Source organism: Bacillus sp. CR71 (genome assembly GCF_003429245.1).
Lineage (GTDB): Bacteria > Bacillota > Bacilli > Bacillales > Bacillaceae_G > Bacillus_A > Bacillus_A thuringiensis_S.
Map to the genome: position 1 here is coordinate 4480438 of NZ_CP031748.1, position 17806 is coordinate 4498243.

Below are 17806 nucleotides of genomic sequence, written 5' to 3' on the forward strand. Positions count from 1 at the left end.
CTGACTGTTTTGTCTTACATTATTTTAAAAACACATTACTCCGAAAGTGAGATATTAAACGTTTGTGGCTCTTTTACAACATCTTGTGTTTCTGAATCTCCTGCAAGTAAATCATCAGTTATAAACTGAATATCCTTTACCTTGTCTTTTCCATCGTCAAGTATTAAACCAATAATCCCATCTCTTGTTTCACCAGGCTTATAGTCTTCTCTTGATACATTTTTTGTACCAACTAACGTATCTTCGTCATATAAAAAGTTTTGAGTCGCTACTTTAAAATGTTGCTTACCATTAATTATAACATCATTCATAGAGAAAAATTGCATATTTTTATTTCCGCTATTCTCCACTTTATATGTAATCTCAACGTAACGAATTGTATTACTAATCTCTGTTCCACTTAGCGATGCATATAATTCTGCATCTTCTTGGCTTACTTTATCCCCTAATCTACGTTTTACTTCTTCAGGAGTTAGTGCCGTGTATACTTTCAATGTATTTTTTGCCTTTTCACTCATCTGTGATAAAGAGATTACTTTCACATCTTGTACGTGAATTTTCATTGGCGCTACTTCAAATGTTTGATTCACAGAATGCATCTGCTCTAACATGAAAGTACCCCAGCCTGTTTCTTTCACTTTTTGTCCTACTTTTTTCAGCTCACGCCCACCATATTCTTTTGTTTCAGGAATAGATTCTTTCTTCTTCGGTTCAGCTTTCTTTTCTTCTTGATGGAAGCAACCACTTAACATAAGAAGAAAACTACATAAAACAAAAATACTTTTCCATGCTTTCATCATTTCATTTCTCCTAACGCTATCATTCATGAATATAAAATTAATCCCTTGCTTTGTAAACTATAGAAACAATGAAAAGTCCACAAAATGAACTTGTCAGTCCAGATACTATTATACCTCCAATTTGGAAAATATGAAAATAGGGATCTAGGAACACATACACGATAAATATAATAGTTGCCACAACAATTACTGAAATCCAATACTTTCTTTTTTCCGAAGCTAAAATAAAGTCTTTACCCATTTCATTTCTATGCTTCCATAAAACGTATGCTAATAATAGAAAACCAATACATGTACTTCCATGTTGCATATATTTATAAACAGAGATACCGTACCATTCTCTTTGCAATAATGGTATTTTCATAACAAAATAGCCTGTCTTATGAGTGAATGCATCCCAAACAACATGCGTTAACATACCGAATAATGCTGAATAACAAAATACAAAAAGATCCTTCCATGTATGAAGACCCCACCCCTTGTCTACTGCATATGTATAGTAGCCAGCAAATGGCTTAGGTAAATGTGTTATAAAAGACTTTTTTAAAATGTAATGATATATGTATGCTAATAAGAAGACAAGTGGTAAATTTAAATATAAGAACCCCAGCCACGTATGCCCAATTACACCATACGGTCTAAAGTGTAAGAAATATTCAAAGTCAGGCGACATACTACCTAATATAAGAGCCGTTACTGAAATATGTTTAGAATACTTTTTCGTAAAAGGGAGAACTGCTGCTGGATGTGCAAATGTAAACGGCATACTTTAACTCCTTCTCACATTTTCAATAGAATACCATCTATCATAACGAGAGAATGGAACTTCATGCAATATTTATTTTCACATTGGAATATGATAGTTTAAATGATATAATCCACATAAAATATTCAGAAAATAAGGAAGGGATTCAGGTGTCATTAACACTTGTATTTGCTACCTTTTTAGATTCAAAATCCGTTATGAATTGAGGTTTATATATTGATTGACGTACCCTTTTTACAAAATGTCACATTAAAAAAAGAAAATATCCCTAGTTTTTCCGCATATCCTTACTGCTTACCCGCTATCCGAACATTACAATCACTAGCTTTCCATCCAAATGTAACATTCATTATTGGAGAAAACGGAACGGGTAAATCAACATTACTTGAAGGAATTGCAATTGCGTTAGGTTTTAATGCAGAAGGTGGAACGAAGAATTTCCGCTTTAGCACAAACGATTCACATTCATCTTTACATGAATACCTTCGAATTTCAAAAAGTTTCAATACACCAAGCGACGGTTTCTTTCTTCGCGCTGAATCATTTTATAACGTCGCTTCTTATATTGATGAAATGGATGCTGATCCAGAAGCACGCGGAAATCCAGTTATTGATTCATATGGTGGTGTCTCACTACACGAACAATCACACGGTGAATCATTCTTTTCCTTATTTATGAATCGTTTTTCAGGACAAGGTTTATACATTTTAGATGAGCCTGAGGCAGCTCTATCACCGATGAGACAACTTTCCATGCTCATTCGAATGCACGAACTAGCTGAACAAGGTTCACAATTTGTTATTGCGACGCATTCTCCTATTTTAATGGCTTACCCTGAATCTACTATATACTCTTTAACACAAGAGGGGATTCACGAATCCACATTAGAAGAAACCGAGCATTATCAAACGACGAAACTTTTCTTTGAAAATCGCGATCGATTATTCCATCATCTATTTGAGTCATAAAAAAAGAAGCAGCAATAGCTGCTTCTTTTTTATAGTGCTTCTATAAATAAGGCAACCCCGATACCGCCACCAACGCATAAAGAGGCAATTCCTTTTTCTAAACCACGTCTTTTTAATTCGTGAATTAAACTTACTGTAATACGAGCCCCTGTACAACCAATTGGATGCCCAAGTCCTACGCCACTACCGTTTACGTTCACTTTTTCACGGTCTAAGCCTAACTCTTTCTCTACAGCTAAATATTGAGCCGCGAAAGCTTCATTAATTTCCAGTAAATCTGCATCTTCTAATGACCAATCTACTTTCTCTAATCCTTTTCGGATTGCTGGTGCTGGTCCAATACCCATAATTTTCGGGTCTACTCCAGCTACTGAATATCCAACAATTCTAGCTAACGGTTGTAAGCCTTTTTCTTTTGCTTTTTCTTCGCTCATTAATACTAGAACTGCACTTCCGTCATTCAGGCCAGATGCATTACCTGCAGTTACAGACCCATCTTTACGGAATGCTGGTTTTAACCCTGCTAATTTTTCCGCTGTAATATCTGCACGTGGATGCTCATCCTTCGAAAATACTACTTCTTTTCTACGTTCTTTTATTGTAATAGGAACAATTTGATCGTCAAAGTGTCCAGACTCGATTGCCTTCAGTGCCAATGTATGACTGCGAAGAGCAACTTCATCTTGTTCCTCTCTTGTAATTTCATATTGTTCAACTAAATTTTCCGCTGTTTCACCCATCATAATATGGTGAATCGGATCTTCTAACACTTCCCACACCGTATCACGAATTTCTCCGTGCTGTAGACGTTGTCCCCAGCGGTGCTGTTTCAATGCATAAGGGCTCGAACTCATCGCTTCTACTCCACCTGCAACAACAACATCACTTACACCTAATTGGATTTGCATTGCAGCTGACATAATTGCTTGCATACCTGAAGAACATTGACGTTGGATTGTATATCCCGTAACTGTGTCAGGAAATCCTGCCGCTAATGCAGCTGTTCTCGCCGTATTTGCTTCATCAGTTCTTTGAATACAATGACCTAAAATTACTTCATCAACTTCATTTGGTTCTACCCCGCCTCGTTTTACAGCTTCCTGAAGTACAGGAACAGCTAATTCTACTGGCGTTACATTTTTTAGCGCTCCTCCAAAAGTTCCAATTGGCGAACGAACTGCAGCTGTAATAACAACATTATGCATTTTGTACTTGCCCCTCTCTTATGTACCCTAGTAAGTTTTTAGGTGAAATTCCATAAGATGTATATCTATAACTATCATACTATAAACATACTAAAAAATCAAAATATTTCATATAATAAAAATAGAAGGAATTAACCTTCTATTCTGTCAGTGCATATAAAAACTTTTGCAAAATTTTCTCTGTCGTTTCATTCAATTTTGGCAACTTATCTACTGGAAAATATTGAAGTTTCAACCCTTCATGATCGAGCTTTAATTCCCCGCTCACATGATGTGCCTGATACAGATGAATGACATTGAAAATTTCATCGCCATTCGGATAACGGAAATATACTTCTTTTCCTGATAGAACACCAAGAAATTGCATTATTTTTGCAGTTAACCCCGTTTCCTCAAATAACTCTCTACGTGCCGTTTCTTCTGTCGTTTCACCCAGTTCCATCGCCCCGCCAGGTACACCCCAATCATATGTATCTGAACGATATTGAAGCAATACTTCTTGTTTATCATTTAATATAATGATTGCTGATCCTACGAGAATAAGCGGTCTTGTACCAACGACTTTTCGTAACTCTTCAATATACCCCATATGTAAATTCCCCTTTCCCTAACCTCCCTTATCATAACAAAATTTCTCTCTTTTTGTTCATGTAATTTTAAAGAAAAAAAGGAAGCTTTCGCCTCCGTTTTTTCATCTTTATTTCTTAAAACTTTCATATTTTACAGCTTCAAAAGCTTCCTCAATTTCATCATTACGATAATGGACATATGTAAAACGACCCAATTCTACTAATCTTGCTATTTCCTGTAACGCTTTATGCTGCTCATATGTTTCTTTCAGCTTAATATGTACATAAAACTTCATTAAAGGATGTTCATATAAAGGTTCTCCCACCTCTACATATACATCTTCAACCCCTTGTACAACTCTTACATAACTCGCAAATTGATAAAGTGCTTCTCTGTCTGAAACGATTTTTAATGTATACATATATTCTCCCCCTTTCCTTTACTATATCAAAAAGACGACCATACCATGTTATAGAACTATGAAATTTTTTCGACTTGTCATCTATATATTCAATAAAGAAGGCGTTTATCCATACATGACATCTTTTTCCCACATATATTATAGGAAGAACTTTTTTCATTTGAGGTGTTCCTTATGGATCCATACGTCAATATATGTATTTGCATTACTCCCGGCGCCGATATTTCTGATGACCGCATCGCAAAAGATTTAGCTGTTGCAGAATCAATTTGGCACCCCATTACATTTCAAATTCAAGAAGTAATTGTATTAAATGAACTTTTCCGTTTTTTTGACCGTGAAATCAGTTATAAAAATCCCATTCAAAGTCAAGAAAAGTTGGCATCCTTTTTCCAAACATGTGTAAATGAAGCTCCTGAATGCGACCTTTATATTTGTTATATTGGCAGTGATTATTTCAAAGAAACAGCAGTAATTGCCTGCGCTTATTCTTTAGCAAAACAACAGCAACTTACTGGCTATATCGTTTTAACAAATTCGGCTGCCCCTATGAAAAATATATATACGCTCGCTCACGAAATCGGTCATATTTTATTTACAAGACGTATTCATGGAAAACTTACTCATGCAGATCCTCATTCTCCAACCGGCTCGGAGCATCACCCTTCTCCAACAAATCTTATGTATCCGATAGTCCCTCGTCCAGAAAACGTTCATATTCATTCCTTATTAACAACAGAACAAAAAGCGCTCTCTTTACAAAGCTCTTTACTACAAAGAAAAAAACAGTAACCCTCATGTTACTGTTTAAAACAACTTGTTCCAATCAACAAACCAAATCCCGGCTGCTAGAAATAAAAATAGACAACTAAATGTAAATGTAATCCCTCTAAAAATCCCTATATAATATTTCTTTGGAAATAATTTTTTGCATATCCAGAGCAGCCGCTTTCCTATTAAACCGAAAAACAGAATATATCCTGATGTGTAATCTAGTAAAGTATCGAAATAGTCATCATGTACCTTTTTCGAAAAGGTAGTATATAGCCCGAAAATCGTTAAACCTAAAAATACAATAGACAATATACCTAGAAATATACTTTGCATATTTGTTCTCCTCTCAATAAAATATTCCGTTCGCTCAATATTAGTAACAAACTAGTTTACAGTTTTTTGCTCTTCATTTTTTAAAGACCATCTCATTAATACATATAAACTTCCGTACAGAAGTAAAGGCTCTAGTATTCCCCAATATGGGTTTTGCTTTCCTAATTCTTTAAATACAAACATAATTAATAGTGGTATGATAACAACTAACATTCCAATCCATCCAAGTATGTACGCTTCCCCAATTAACAATACTAATAAGACAATTCCAACTAGTATATAACTTTGTATAGTAGTTAATTGCAATACAGGTGTCCCATACCACTTATTCATAAACATTAATAATACTAGTAATAAAATTGGTAACAAAGCTGCTACATAAATAATGCTAAATTCTTTTATTTTACTCTTAAATGATGACATTTTAAAAGCAAATATTATACTTACAATAGTAATCATTAAAACAATTGGGTATCCAATCAATTGTACATTCGTTAACGTAAATTTATGATTAGGATTTTCAAATAATATATTAGTAAGTAACCAATATCCACCAATACCAATAATCATCCCTAAAATACTTTTTATACTCCCGCTTTTATCCTTCTCCATCTCTTTCGCTAATTCTTCCGCATACTCTTTTGGTGAGTCACCAAATATGTCACTTACTGTCTTTCCCTCTTTCTCGCCTTCTATTAAATGAAGTTCTGCATCTGCAAGAAAAGCGTCCACATCTTCTTCTTTAATCCCATTTGTTATTAAATATACTTTCGTATCGATTAAAAACTTTTCACCTTCTTTAGAAATCTTCATGATAATCCCCCTTTATTTAACCATTTCTCTTCTATTCGTCTTCATCATAATTTCAAGGAAAATTAAAATAAACAAACTTCCGTATAAACATATAATTTGAAATAACATTGGCATAAGATCTTCAGATGTAAATGTTTTAAACATTAACATAATAGAAAGCGGAATGATTAAATATAAGTTTTTAAACCACCCTTCAAAATATATATTTATAGCTACTGTGATGATAAAAATCCCACCAGCTAATATATAACTTTGGACTTCGGTGAATGTGAGAATTTTTGTAGGATATATCACATCTAATATCGTAACAGCTCCTAATAAAAACAATGGAGCAATCATAACTAAAGACCACATAGAAAACCATGTTTTTGTAAAGCTTGTGACGAAGGTCATTTTGCGAAGTAGAAAATTAGGACCCATAACAACTATAATCAATGAAAAACTGTAACCGATACACTGAATAAGTGAAATCTGTAACATTCCATTACTCACTATTAAGATAGAAGCAATAATCCAAAAAGATACGATATTCATTACTGTAAAACCAATTTGCTTCCACGTTTCCTGTCTATCTCTTTCCATCACTTTTACAAGTTCATTTGCATATTCTTTCGGTGAGCTTCCGAAAATATCTTCCACACTCTTCCCCTCACTCTCACCTTCTATTAAATGAAGTTCTGCGTCTTCTAAAAAGTTTTCAATATCACTTTCTTTCACACTCTTTGCCGTCAAAAATAATCTCATATCTAACAAAAACTTTTGTGCTTCACTTGATAACATTATTTTCTCCTTCCCTTCCCTTCAAGTAAACGTTCTACACTACTTTGCATCGCTTCCCAGCGATCCATAAATTCATCAAGTGCTTCCTCGCCTTTTTCTGTTAATGTGTAATATTTTCTCTTTGGACCAGATGGAGATTCCTTCATTACGCTTGTTATTAATCCTTCTTTTTGCATTCGTATTAATAACGGATAAATACTTCCCTCACTCGCCATTGTAAAACCATACTTTGCTAGCTTCTCACTCATTTCATAACCGTATATTTCGCCTTCAGAAATAATAGCAAGTAAGCATCCTTCTAAGATCCCTTTCAGCATTTGACTTGTCGACATAATTCAAATCCTCCTACTATCTTGTTTTACAAGATAGATAAGCGTAAGTATCTTGCTTTACAAAATAGTATAGCAAAGACTATTTTGCAAAACAAGATAGCTAACGATATTTTTTCCAAATGTTTGCAGGAATTTCATTATAACCTCTCTAAATAGAGCACTATGAAAACTTTATTATGAAGGGATGTTTTTCATCATGGTTACAAATCGAGTTGTCTTTTTAACAGGTGCTGCGAGTGGTATTGGATATGAAGTGGGAAGTACTTTTGCAAAAGAAGGTGCAAAAGTTGTGATTACTGATCGTCTTGAAGAACGTGCGAAAGAAGCTGCTGAACAATTACAAAATGAAGGTTTTCAAGCTATCGGTTTAAAATGTGACGTTACATCTGAAGAGGAAATTACAGCAGCAATTTCTCAAACAGTTGATCATTTCGGTTCATTAGATATATTAATTAACAACGCAGGAATGCAACACGTTTCACCCATTGAAGACTTTCCAACTGAAAAGTTCGAGCTGCTAATTCAAATTATGCAAATTGCTCCGTTTATCGCAATTAAGCATGCCTTTCCGATTATGAAACAACAAAAATATGGTCGTATTATTAATGTCGCTTCTATTAACGGCCTGGTCGGGTTTGCTGGAAAAGCTGCCTATAATAGTGCAAAACATGGCGTAATTGGATTAACAAAAGTTGCCGCTTTAGAAGGTGCTACGCATGGTATTACTGTTAATGCCCTTTGCCCTGGTTATGTCGATACCCCTCTTGTACGTAATCAACTACAAGACTTAGCTACTACACGAAATGTACCACTTGAAAATGTTTTAGAAGATGTCATTTATCCACTTGTACCACAGAAGCGTTTGCTACAAGTACAAGAAATCGCTGATTATGCTATGTTTTTAGCGAGTGAAAAAGCGAAAGGTATAACTGGTCAAGCTGTCGTTATCGATGGTGGCTATACTGCTCAATAAAAAATAAAGTTTGCTCAAGAAGAGCAAACTTTATTTTTTATCGCGAGGATCTTCGTACTTTAGTAATTGCCGCGGGAGCTTCTCAATTGCAACAATTACCCCCTCTAATTTACTTTCAATACGGTGGAGTAAATATAATGTTACAACAATTGGAAACCCTACATTACCTATCATCTTGATCCACTCTTCCATCCTCTTCCCCTCCTTTCATTATATAAGTAAGAGAAAACAATGCATTTAGGCATAAAAAAACAAGCTATTATGTATTAGCCTGTTTTTCAAATAATGATGCAATTTCTCGTTTATAATCCCCGCTTATAATACCTTTCTCAGTAATAATTCCTGTAATTAATTCGTTCGGTGTTACGTCAAATGCAGGGTTATAAACATTCGTTCCGATTGGTGCTACTTGTTTTCCAAAGATTTTCGTAACTTCTGTTTCATCTCTTTCTTCAATAATTATTTCGGCGCCAGTTTCTTTCGTAACATCAAATGTTGACAGTGGCGCAGCAACATAAAATGGGATATCAAAGTACTTTGCTAAAATAGCTAAATTCATTGTCCCTATTTTATTTGCCGTATCTCCATTTGCGACAATTCGATCCGCCCCTACAATAATTGCATCTATTTCTTTCGTTTGAATAGCATGAGCTGCAGTATTATCTGTAATAAGGGTCACATTAATATTTGCTTGCTTCAATTCCCACGTCGTTAAGCGACCACCTTGTAAAACTGGTCTCGTTTCACACGCATATGCATGTAAACGCACACCTTTCTCTTTTCCAATATAAAAGGGAGCTAATGCAGTTCCATATCTGGCAGTTGCGATACTTCCAGCGTTACAGATTGTTAAAATATTATCGCCATCTTTAAAACATGTTAACGCATATTCCCCAATATTTCGGCACACCTCTTCATCTTCCTGCTGAATGCGAAGCGCTTCTTCTTCTAATGTTTTTTGTGCTCCTTTTATTGTAGTAATCCCTCGAATAGATTCTCTCATACGATCAATTGCCCAAAATAAATTGACCGCTGTCGGGCGTGACGTCCCCAAATAATTACAATCTCTATTAAACTTCTTTTGAAATTCTTCAATATGTACAGTGTTATATTTTTTTGATGCAAGCGCCAAGCCAAATGCAGCTACAATTCCAATTGCAGGCGCTCCTCGTACTTCTAACATTACGATGCTTTTCCAAACCTCTTCAATAGTCGTCAATGTTTTATATTCTGTGCTATGCGGCAATTTCGTTTGATTTAATACCGCAATTGCATCACCTTTCCAACTTACAGATCTCGGAACAGTAACAATTGTACTCACGCTTTTACGCCCCCTGAAACTGTCTGTTGAAATAATGTTCGAAACAGTTGAATATCCGCACTTTTAGATTCATATTTTATTAGTTCTTTACCTAAGGATAGCGCTTGTTTCTTAGCTTGAATTCTTGTTTCTTTATTTTCTATTTCATCTAAATCTGCTACATGAGCTAAACCAATTGTTCTACGAATCAGTTCACATCCTGCAAATCCAACAGCATCAGTAAAGATATTTTGCAAAATAATTGGTAACCATTGTTTTTCTTTCGTATATGCTTCTACACCTTCTCCAATCCATAACTTTGTAAAAGTCTCTACAAAATAACTCCACGTCTTTTCTATATGGAAAAATAGTACACTTCTTTTTTCTTCTTCTCTAGATAAAGCATTTAATAATAGATTTGCAATAAATTGACCTATGTCAAATCCAAATGGGCCATAGGTCGCAAATTCTGGATCAATCACTTTCGTTTCAGAAGGTGACGAAAAAATACTACCAGTATGTAAATCACCATGAATAAGAGTTTCTTTTCTTGTTAAGAACTTATATTTATATTGTGCTACTTTTAGTTTTAAAGTTTTATCACTCCAAAGTTCATCAACCACGAGCTGTAAATCTGGCTCATAATCATTTGTATCATAATGTCCAAACGGATCTGTAAACACTAAATCCTCTGTAATTTTACAAAGATCCGGATTTACAAAGGTACCTTCTAGTACCCTCTTCTCTTCTGATTGTAAACCAAAATCTGAAGTGTAAAATAAAACATGTGCTAGAAAACGGCCGATATGCTGGGATAAAAGCGGATATTCTTCTCCGCCTATTAATCCTTTTCTTGTAATTGTTAGTCTTGATAAGTCTTCTATTATCGTTATCGCTAACTCTTCATCATGACTGTACACTGCTGGCACATAATCCGGTACATACTGCGCAAAAATTTGTAAGGCCTTACTTTCAATCGTTGCTCTTTTTATAGACAATGGCCAGCTTTCACCAACTACTTTCGCATAGGGCAGTGCTTGTTTTATTATAATTGATTTCTCTCCATCATCTAATTTGAACACGTAATTTAAGTTTCCGTCTCCAATTTCATGACAAACGACATTTGCCTTCGCTTCAAAATAGCCATGATCTTTCGCATATTGTACAGCTGTTATTTCTGTTAATGAATAATATCCCATCGTCTTCTCCCCCTTTTTAAATTCAGAGGCTTTTCTAACATAGAAAAACCTCTTTCCACTAAGAAAGAGGTTTGAAGTTTATCTTCTCCCCTCTTATCTGCCAGAAAGTTTTACTTTCTGCTGGAATTAGCACCGTGCCTTTTGGCGTAATAAACGCCCCATTTCACAATGGTATTACGGTCGGTTGCTGGGCTTCATCGGGCCAAATCCCTCCACCTGCTCTTGATAAGAGTTGTATAATTTTTTGAATTTTTAACTTTATGTTGAAGACTATACCAAGAATAAAAATCACTTGTCAACATTTTATTTGTATAATTCTGGACGGCGATCCGCAAAAACTGGAATTCCTTTACGTACTTCTTTAATTTTCTCGAATTCAAGCTCTCCAAATAAAATTGATTCCTCTTCATTCGCCTCTACTACAACTTCACCCCAAGGGTCCACAATTAAAGAATGACCCGCAAATACATTATTTGGATCCTTTCCTGCTCTATTACACGCAACAACATAACACTGATTTTCAACCGCTCTTGCTTGCAATAGCAAACGCCAATGTGCTAAACGAACTAATGGCCATTCTGCTACAACAAATAATACTTTTGCCCCTTTAGCAGTATGGACACGCATCCACTCTGGAAAACGAATATCATAACAAATTGTTCCAGCACATTCAACATCATCTAGCTTAAATTCGCCCGTACTATTACCAGCTATTAAATATTTATGTTCATCCATAAGCTGAAATAAGTGTACTTTACTATATTCGTTGACTAGCTGTCCTTCATTATTTACAACATACATCGTATTTGTAACGCCTTGCTCCGTTTGCTTTGCTATGGACCCACCAACAATATGTACATCATATTGCTTCGCCCATTCTATTAACTTTTCTTTCGTTTCCACTCCATCCCTATCTGCAATTTCAGAAAGTCTCGTTAAATCATATCCTGTTGTCCATAACTCTGGTAAGACGATAACATCTGGCCTTTCCTTCATAGCTTCGCTTATTTTATTTTTAGCATTCTCAATATTTTTTTCTACATCTCCAAAAACAATATCCATTTGAATACATGCGACTTTCATTTTTTCAGCCCCATTCTTATTTTTCTCTTTACAAAATACTGGAAAGATTATATCATTTGTCACTAGAATTGTAACAACTTTCAAAAGAGGTGGAAAGTATGAAATTATTTCAACCTTCTGAGATAGTAACATCATTGCCAACACAATTTTTCGCTTCACTTGTTGCAAAAGTTAACAAAGTCGTTGCAGCTGGTCACGATGTTATTAATCTAGGTCAAGGTAATCCAGATCAACCAACACCGCAGCATATCGTAAAAGCTTTACAAGATGCTGCCGAAAAGACCATTCATCATAAATATCCGCCATTTCGCGGACATGAAAGTTTAAAAGAAGCCGTGGCAACATTCTATCAACGTGAATATGATGTAGTAGTAAATCCGAAAACTGAAGTTGCTATATTGTTTGGTGGAAAGGCTGGATTAGTAGAATTACCAGTTTGTTTTACAAACCCTGGTGATTCGATTCTCGTTCCAGATCCAGGCTATCCAGATTATTTATCAGGAGTTGCTTTAGCAAAAGCACAATTTGAAACAATGCCGCTTATTGCAGAAAATAACTTTTTACCAGATTACACAAAAATTAATAACTCTATTGCCGAGCGTGCAAAATTAATGTTTTTAAACTATCCAAATAATCCTACAGGTGCTACTGCATCAAAAGATTTTTTTGATGCAACTATTCATTTTGCTAATAAACATAATATACTAGTGGTTCATGATTTTGCTTACGGTGCGATTGGATTCGATGGTCAAAAACCTGTTAGTTTCTTGCAAGCAGACGGTGCTAAAAATACAGGTATTGAAATTTACACTCTATCGAAAACTTTCAATATGGCTGGATGGCGTATTGCTTTTGCAGTAGGGAATGAAAGTGTCATTGAAACCATTAACTTATTACAAGATCATATGTATGTTAGTATTTTTGGTGCAGTTCAAGATGCTGCCCGCGAAGCACTATTAAGTTCACAGTCTTGCGTAATAGACCTTGTAAATAGTTACGAATCTCGACGAAACGCTCTTATTTCGGCTTGTCAATCAATTGGTTGGAATGTAGACATTCCAACAGGGTCATTCTTTGCATGGCTTCCTGTTCCAAAAGGATATACCTCTGAGCAATTTGCTGATATTTTACTAGAAAAAGCACATGTTGCAGTTGCTCCTGGTGTTGGATTTGGTGAACATGGCGAAGGGTATATCCGTGTTGGTCTCTTGCATACAGAAGATAGATTACGGGAAGCCATTAATCGAATTGATAAATTAAATTTTTTCAAAAAGTAATTGACAACATGAAAAATATCTGACAAAATTCAGTTATCTTAAAAATTTAAACATTTCTAAATACTTCTTATCAAGAGCAGGTGGAGGGACGAGCCCGATGAAACCCGGCAACCGATCTACAATTGTAGACACGGTGCTAATTCTCGCAGCATTACGCTGACAGATAAGGAGCTGGTTGTAAAAAAACCTCTCCTTAGCTGAGAGGTTTTTTTATTTAACTAGGAGGTTATAACAATGAGCGGAATTATAGCGACGTATTTAATCCATGATGATTCACATAACTTAGAAAAAAAGGCTGAGCAAATTGCACTTGGTTTAACAATTGGCTCTTGGACTCATTTGCCACAATTATTGCAAGAACAATTAAAGCAACATAAAGGCAACGTCATTCATATTGTGGAATTAGCTGAACATCAACATACAAATTCGTATTTACGTAAAAAAGTAAAACGCGGAATTATTAAAATCGAATATCCGTTATTAAACTTCAGTCCAGATTTACCAGCAATTTTAACGACTACATTTGGAAAGCTATCCCTTGATGGCGAAGTAAAATTAATTGACTTAACTTTTTCAGACGAGTTAAAAAAACATTTTCCTGGGCCAAAATTCGGGATAGATGGTATTCGAAATCTTTTACAAGTGCATGATCGTCCCCTTTTAATGAGTATTTTTAAAGGAATGATTGGACGAAATATTGGGTATTTAAAAACGCAATTACGCGATCAAGCAATTGGTGGTGTAGATATAGTAAAAGATGATGAAATATTATTTGAAAATGCATTAACACCACTTACGAAACGCATTGTATCTGGAAAAGAAGTTTTACAATCCGTATATGAAACATACGGACATAAAACGTTATATGCCGTAAATTTAACAGGACGAACTTTTGATTTAAAAGAAAGTGCGAAACGTGCAGTGCAAGCTGGAGCTGATATTCTATTATTTAACGTATTTGCTTACGGACTAGATGTACTGCAATCACTTGCAGAAGATGATGAAATCCCAGTTCCTATTATGGCACACCCTGCTGTAAGTGGTGCTTATTCAGCATCTAAGTTATATGGAATTTCATCTCCATTATTACTCGGAAAGCTACTACGCTATGCTGGGGCTGACTTTTCATTATTCCCATCTCCATACGGAAGTGTTGCGCTAGAAAAAGAGGAAGCTCTTGCTATCTCAAAATATTTAACTGAAGACGATGCATTTTTCAAGAAGAGCTTTTCTGTTCCATCTGCTGGTATTCACCCTGGTTTCGTTCCCTTTATTGTACGAGATTTCGGTAAAGATGTTGTTATTAATGCTGGCGGCGGGATACATGGACATCCAAATGGAGCGCAAGGCGGTGGTAAAGCATTCCGTACTGCAATTGAGGCTACTTTGCAAAATAAACCACTCCATGAAGTAGATGACATAAATTTGCATAGTGCACTACAAATATGGGGAAATCCCTCTCATGAGGTGAAATTATGAGTATTCAAGTATTTTGTGATTTCGATGGCACGATTACAAATAATGATAACATTATGTCCATTATGGAAAAATTCGCACCACCAGAAGCTGAAGAAGTAAAGAATAGAATTTTATCACAAGAGCTATCTATTCAAGAAGGTGTTTCTCAATTATTTCGATTAATACCTACTCATCTGCACGATGAAATTATTCAATTTTTAATAGAAACTGCTGAACTTCGTAATGGTTTTCATGAATTTATACAATTTGTAAATGAAAATAACATTTCTTTTTACGTTATATCAGGTGGAATGGATTTCTTCGTCTATCCACTCTTACAAGGACTCATTCCAAAAGAGCAAATTTACTGTAATGAAACAGATTTTTCAAATGAATACATTACGGTGAATTGGCCTCATCCTTGTGATCATCATTGTCAAAATCATTGCGGATTATGTAAATCATCTCTCATCCGTAAATTGAGTGATACGAATGACTTCCATATTGTGATTGGAGATTCAATTACTGATTTACAAGCTGCGAAACAAGCAGATAAAGTATTTGCTCGTGACTTCCTTATTACAAAGTGTGCAGAGAATTATATTGCTTATACACCGTTTGAAACATTCCATGATATTCAAAATGAATTAAAACATTTGTTGGAGGTGAAATCATGAAACAACTTTTTCGTCAATGGTATGACTTAAGCGAGATAAAAAAAGAATTAACAACTCGAAATTGGTTCCCAGCAACAAGTGGTAATATTTCTATAAAAGTTAGTCATGAGCCACTTACTTTTCTCATTACAGCAAGCGGTAAAGATAAAACAAAAACCACTCCAGATGATTTTCTATTAGTAGATCATGTAGGAGTTCCTGTTTTAGAGACTGAATTACGCCCTTCAGCAGAAACAGTATTGCATACACATATTTATAACAATACAAATGCCGGGTGCGTACTTCATGTTCATACAACTGATAACAATGTCATCACAAATTTATATAATGATGCAGTCACCCTTCAAAATCAAGAAATTATTAAAGCTCTCGATATTTGGGAAGAAGGTGCAACAATTCACATTCCTATTATCGAAAACCATGCCCATATCCCAACGCTTGGAGAAAACTTCCGAAAGCATATAAAAGGTGATTCAGGAGCAGTATTAATCCGTAACCACGGTATTACCGTATGGGGCCGAGATAGCTTTGATGCAAAGAAAAGATTAGAAGCTTATGAGTTTTTATTCCAATTTCATATAAAACTATTATCAATTCAAGGAGGCGTTTCTAATGGCGCAAATTCGTATTCATGAAGTAAATACTCGCATTGAAAATGAAGTGGAAGTATCTAAATTTCTACAAGAGGAAGGCGTTTTATATGAGAAATGGAACATTTCTAAACTTCCTACTCATTTAAATGAAAATTATTCGTTAACAGATGAAAACAAAGCTGAAATATTAGCTGTTTTTTCAAAAGAAATCGCTGATGTTTCAGCAAGTCGAGGTTATAAAGCACATGATGTAATTTCACTTTCAAATAGCACACCTAACCTTGACGAATTATTAATTAATTTCCAAAAAGAACATCATCATACAGATGACGAAGTTCGCTTTATCGTCAGTGGTCATGGCATTTTCGCTATTGAAGGCAAAGATGGGAAATTCTTTGATGTTGAACTTGAGCCAGGCGATCTCATATCTGTTCCTGAAAATGCAAGACATTATTTTACCTTGCAAGATGATCGTCAAGTTGTAGCTATTCGTATTTTTGTGACAACTGAAGGCTGGGTTCCAATCTATTAAGGTAGTTAGTTGAATAAAAGGACTTGGACCCCCTTTTCCAAACTTTTATTCACTCTACATATATACATCCTCCTATGGAACAGGCTTATTTCATTTTTGAAATAAGCCTGATTTTTTATTTACTCAAAAGTACCACTTCATCACAAATTTAACACCTTGATTTTTCAAGTATATTTTTTGAACATTTTTTGAATATTTATTGAATTTTTTCTGAAAATTCTGTTTTGTATATGATATACTACAATTAATTAAGAAGGAAAATAATATCGCAAACAGAGGGGGATAATCATGAGCTTACTTATCGCACTTATACTTGGGGTTACATGTGGAGCATTTCCAGTTATTTTAGGAGCTATTATGGAAGAGTTAGAAATTGGTGTTTTAGGATTTGTCGCATCTTGTGTAAGCGCTTTATTGTTTGGTTTATTCGGCGCTATTCCTGTTTCAATTCTGTGTGCTTTTTATATAATACGCCATGCTCGTACAAAACAATTGGGTCCTAATCACATCGCACAAATTATCCCATTCCCGGTTGAACGATGCCGCCGCGCTTCTAACTTATAATTATAAAAATTAAAGATGACTAAATAAATAAAAGTCCTCAAATGAGGACTTTTATTTATTTTCTTCTAGAAATTGAAACAATTCTTGTAGATGTAGGGCATCTTCACCATAGCTAACAGATACATGAAATATACCGTCAATCTCAGCTTGCATATAAAGATCCACTCCATCACGATCATATTTCAATGCCAAATAAAACTCCATTTCTTCTAACATCTTTTTTGAGGTTCGAATTACATAATGCCCCTTCTCATCTCTTCCATATTCAAATTCTGGTTCAAAATCATACTTTTGTTTAAAAGCTTCTTTTTGTTTTTCATTAATTTTTATACAAGTAGCTCGCTGTACAGTATCAATCATCTCATCAAACTTTTGAAGGTCCACCTC

The 17806-nt window shown here is 35.0% G+C and carries 23 protein-coding genes and 2 riboswitches; of the genes, 9 read left to right on the top strand and 14 right to left on the bottom strand.

Going from position 1 to position 17806, the window contains the following annotated elements:
* Positions 1 to 35: 35 nt before the first annotated feature.
* Positions 36 to 800 (bottom strand): hypothetical protein, encoded by a 765-nt coding sequence (locus DOS87_RS22330; RefSeq protein WP_000973902.1) that lies wholly within the window; start codon positions 798 to 800, stop codon positions 36 to 38.
* Between the two features lie 37 nt (positions 801 to 837).
* Positions 838 to 1566: a DUF4184 family protein gene (locus DOS87_RS22335; protein WP_016077286.1), complete on the bottom strand. Its 729-nt coding sequence runs from the start codon at positions 1564 to 1566 to the stop codon at positions 838 to 840.
* Positions 1567 to 1782: 216 nt separating this feature from the next.
* Between DOS87_RS22335 and DOS87_RS22340 the strand changes: the two genes are divergently transcribed.
* On the top strand, positions 1783 to 2535 hold the full coding sequence (locus DOS87_RS22340) for an AAA family ATPase (protein ID WP_016077285.1): 753 nt from the start codon (positions 1783 to 1785) through the stop codon (positions 2533 to 2535).
* A gap of 29 nt (positions 2536 to 2564) precedes the next feature.
* Here the strand turns inward: DOS87_RS22340 and DOS87_RS22345 are convergent, their stop codons facing one another.
* The 3 genes from DOS87_RS22345 to DOS87_RS22355 all read right to left on the bottom strand — a co-directional run bounded on the left by DOS87_RS22345 (position 2565) and on the right by DOS87_RS22355 (position 4731).
* Positions 2565 to 3740 (bottom strand): acetyl-CoA C-acetyltransferase, encoded by a 1176-nt coding sequence (locus DOS87_RS22345; protein WP_098578503.1) that lies wholly within the window; start codon positions 3738 to 3740, stop codon positions 2565 to 2567.
* 139 nt (positions 3741 to 3879) lie between these two features.
* Entirely contained in the window at positions 3880 to 4329 is a 450-nt protein-coding gene (locus DOS87_RS22350) for an NUDIX hydrolase (protein ID WP_002005651.1), read from the bottom strand.
* A 108-nt stretch (positions 4330 to 4437) separates the two neighbouring features.
* Complete coding sequence (locus DOS87_RS22355) at positions 4438 to 4731, bottom strand: DUF3928 family protein (protein ID WP_000288330.1); 294 nt, start codon at positions 4729 to 4731, stop codon at positions 4438 to 4440.
* A 174-nt stretch (positions 4732 to 4905) separates the two neighbouring features.
* Here DOS87_RS22355 and DOS87_RS22360 point away from each other — a divergent pair, with 174 nt between their 5' ends.
* Positions 4906 to 5523 (top strand): ImmA/IrrE family metallo-endopeptidase, encoded by a 618-nt coding sequence (locus DOS87_RS22360; RefSeq protein ID WP_000371603.1) that lies wholly within the window; start codon positions 4906 to 4908, stop codon positions 5521 to 5523.
* A 15-nt stretch (positions 5524 to 5538) separates the two neighbouring features.
* Here DOS87_RS22360 and DOS87_RS22365 read toward each other — a convergent pair whose 3' ends face one another.
* Genes DOS87_RS22365 through DOS87_RS22380 form a run of 4 tightly spaced genes read right to left on the bottom strand, consistent with a single transcriptional unit; the run spans position 5539 to position 7763 of the window.
* On the bottom strand, positions 5539 to 5838 hold the full coding sequence (locus tag DOS87_RS22365) for a DNA-binding protein (RefSeq protein WP_098578502.1): 300 nt from the start codon (positions 5836 to 5838) through the stop codon (positions 5539 to 5541).
* 51 nt (positions 5839 to 5889) lie between these two features.
* A complete protein-coding gene (locus DOS87_RS22370) occupies positions 5890 to 6651 on the bottom strand; it encodes a DUF1129 domain-containing protein (protein ID WP_098853200.1) in 762 nt (253 codons plus the stop codon).
* A gap of 12 nt (positions 6652 to 6663) precedes the next feature.
* Entirely contained in the window at positions 6664 to 7431 is a 768-nt protein-coding gene (locus tag DOS87_RS22375; protein WP_098578500.1) for a DUF1129 domain-containing protein, read from the bottom strand.
* Entirely contained in the window at positions 7431 to 7763 is a 333-nt protein-coding gene (locus DOS87_RS22380) for a PadR family transcriptional regulator (protein WP_000107977.1), read from the bottom strand. The genes DOS87_RS22375 and DOS87_RS22380 overlap by 1 nt, the downstream gene beginning before the upstream one ends.
* Before the next feature lie 196 nt (positions 7764 to 7959).
* On the opposite strand from DOS87_RS22380, the gene DOS87_RS22385 reads away from it, so the two are divergent.
* A complete protein-coding gene (locus tag DOS87_RS22385; RefSeq protein ID WP_000258453.1) occupies positions 7960 to 8736 on the top strand; it encodes a 3-hydroxybutyrate dehydrogenase in 777 nt (258 codons plus the stop codon).
* Positions 8737 to 8766: 30 nt separating this feature from the next.
* Here the strand turns inward: DOS87_RS22385 and DOS87_RS22390 are convergent, their stop codons facing one another.
* The 4 genes from DOS87_RS22390 to DOS87_RS22405 form a co-directional block, all read right to left on the bottom strand.
* Positions 8767 to 8928, bottom strand: coding sequence for a YvrJ family protein (locus tag DOS87_RS22390; RefSeq protein WP_000393336.1), 162 nt, complete (start codon positions 8926 to 8928; stop codon positions 8767 to 8769).
* Positions 8929 to 8995: 67 nt separating this feature from the next.
* Positions 8996 to 10057 carry an S-methyl-5-thioribose-1-phosphate isomerase gene (gene mtnA / locus DOS87_RS22395; RefSeq protein WP_000104617.1) on the bottom strand — a complete coding sequence of 354 codons (1062 nt, stop codon included), beginning with the start codon at positions 10055 to 10057 and terminating at the stop codon, positions 8996 to 8998.
* On the bottom strand, positions 10054 to 11235 hold the full coding sequence (mtnK, locus tag DOS87_RS22400) for an S-methyl-5-thioribose kinase (protein WP_098578248.1): 1182 nt from the start codon (positions 11233 to 11235) through the stop codon (positions 10054 to 10056). The genes mtnA and mtnK overlap by 4 nt, the downstream gene beginning before the upstream one ends.
* 90 nt (positions 11236 to 11325) lie before the next feature.
* Positions 11326 to 11467: riboswitch (SAM riboswitch) on the bottom strand.
* A gap of 71 nt (positions 11468 to 11538) precedes the next feature.
* Positions 11539 to 12402: a carbon-nitrogen family hydrolase gene (locus DOS87_RS22405; protein ID WP_016080413.1), complete on the bottom strand. Its 864-nt coding sequence runs from the start codon at positions 12400 to 12402 to the stop codon at positions 11539 to 11541.
* A 14-nt stretch (positions 12403 to 12416) separates the two neighbouring features.
* Between DOS87_RS22405 and DOS87_RS22410 the strand changes: the two genes are divergently transcribed.
* The 6 genes from DOS87_RS22410 to DOS87_RS22435 all read left to right on the top strand — a co-directional run bounded on the left by DOS87_RS22410 (position 12417) and on the right by DOS87_RS22435 (position 17419).
* On the top strand, positions 12417 to 13595 hold the full coding sequence (locus tag DOS87_RS22410) for a pyridoxal phosphate-dependent aminotransferase (RefSeq protein ID WP_097981605.1): 1179 nt from the start codon (positions 12417 to 12419) through the stop codon (positions 13593 to 13595).
* Positions 13596 to 13659: 64 nt separating this feature from the next.
* Positions 13660 to 13765: riboswitch (SAM riboswitch) on the top strand.
* Positions 13766 to 13829: 64 nt separating this feature from the next.
* Positions 13830 to 15074 carry a 2,3-diketo-5-methylthiopentyl-1-phosphate enolase gene (gene mtnW / locus DOS87_RS22415; protein ID WP_086402859.1) on the top strand — a complete coding sequence of 415 codons (1245 nt, stop codon included), beginning with the start codon at positions 13830 to 13832 and terminating at the stop codon, positions 15072 to 15074.
* The gene (gene mtnX / locus DOS87_RS22420) at positions 15071 to 15730 is read left to right on the top strand and encodes a 2-hydroxy-3-keto-5-methylthiopentenyl-1-phosphate phosphatase (RefSeq protein ID WP_000027488.1); all 660 of its coding nucleotides are present in this window, start codon (positions 15071 to 15073) and stop codon (positions 15728 to 15730) included. The genes mtnW and mtnX overlap by 4 nt, the downstream gene beginning before the upstream one ends.
* Positions 15727 to 16365 (top strand): methylthioribulose 1-phosphate dehydratase, encoded by a 639-nt coding sequence (locus DOS87_RS22425; protein WP_086402858.1) that lies wholly within the window; start codon positions 15727 to 15729, stop codon positions 16363 to 16365. The genes mtnX and DOS87_RS22425 overlap by 4 nt, the downstream gene beginning before the upstream one ends.
* Entirely contained in the window at positions 16343 to 16855 is a 513-nt protein-coding gene (locus tag DOS87_RS22430; protein ID WP_000057322.1) for a 1,2-dihydroxy-3-keto-5-methylthiopentene dioxygenase, read from the top strand. Before DOS87_RS22425 ends, DOS87_RS22430 begins: the two co-directional genes overlap by 23 nt.
* Positions 16856 to 17143: 288 nt before the next feature.
* Complete coding sequence (locus tag DOS87_RS22435; RefSeq protein WP_000054662.1) at positions 17144 to 17419, top strand: hypothetical protein; 276 nt, start codon at positions 17144 to 17146, stop codon at positions 17417 to 17419.
* Positions 17420 to 17470: 51 nt separating this feature from the next.
* Here DOS87_RS22435 and DOS87_RS22440 read toward each other — a convergent pair whose 3' ends face one another.
* Positions 17471 to 17803 carry a DUF3909 family protein gene (locus DOS87_RS22440; protein ID WP_000365611.1) on the bottom strand — a complete coding sequence of 111 codons (333 nt, stop codon included), beginning with the start codon at positions 17801 to 17803 and terminating at the stop codon, positions 17471 to 17473.
* Positions 17804 to 17806 lie beyond the last annotated feature (3 nt).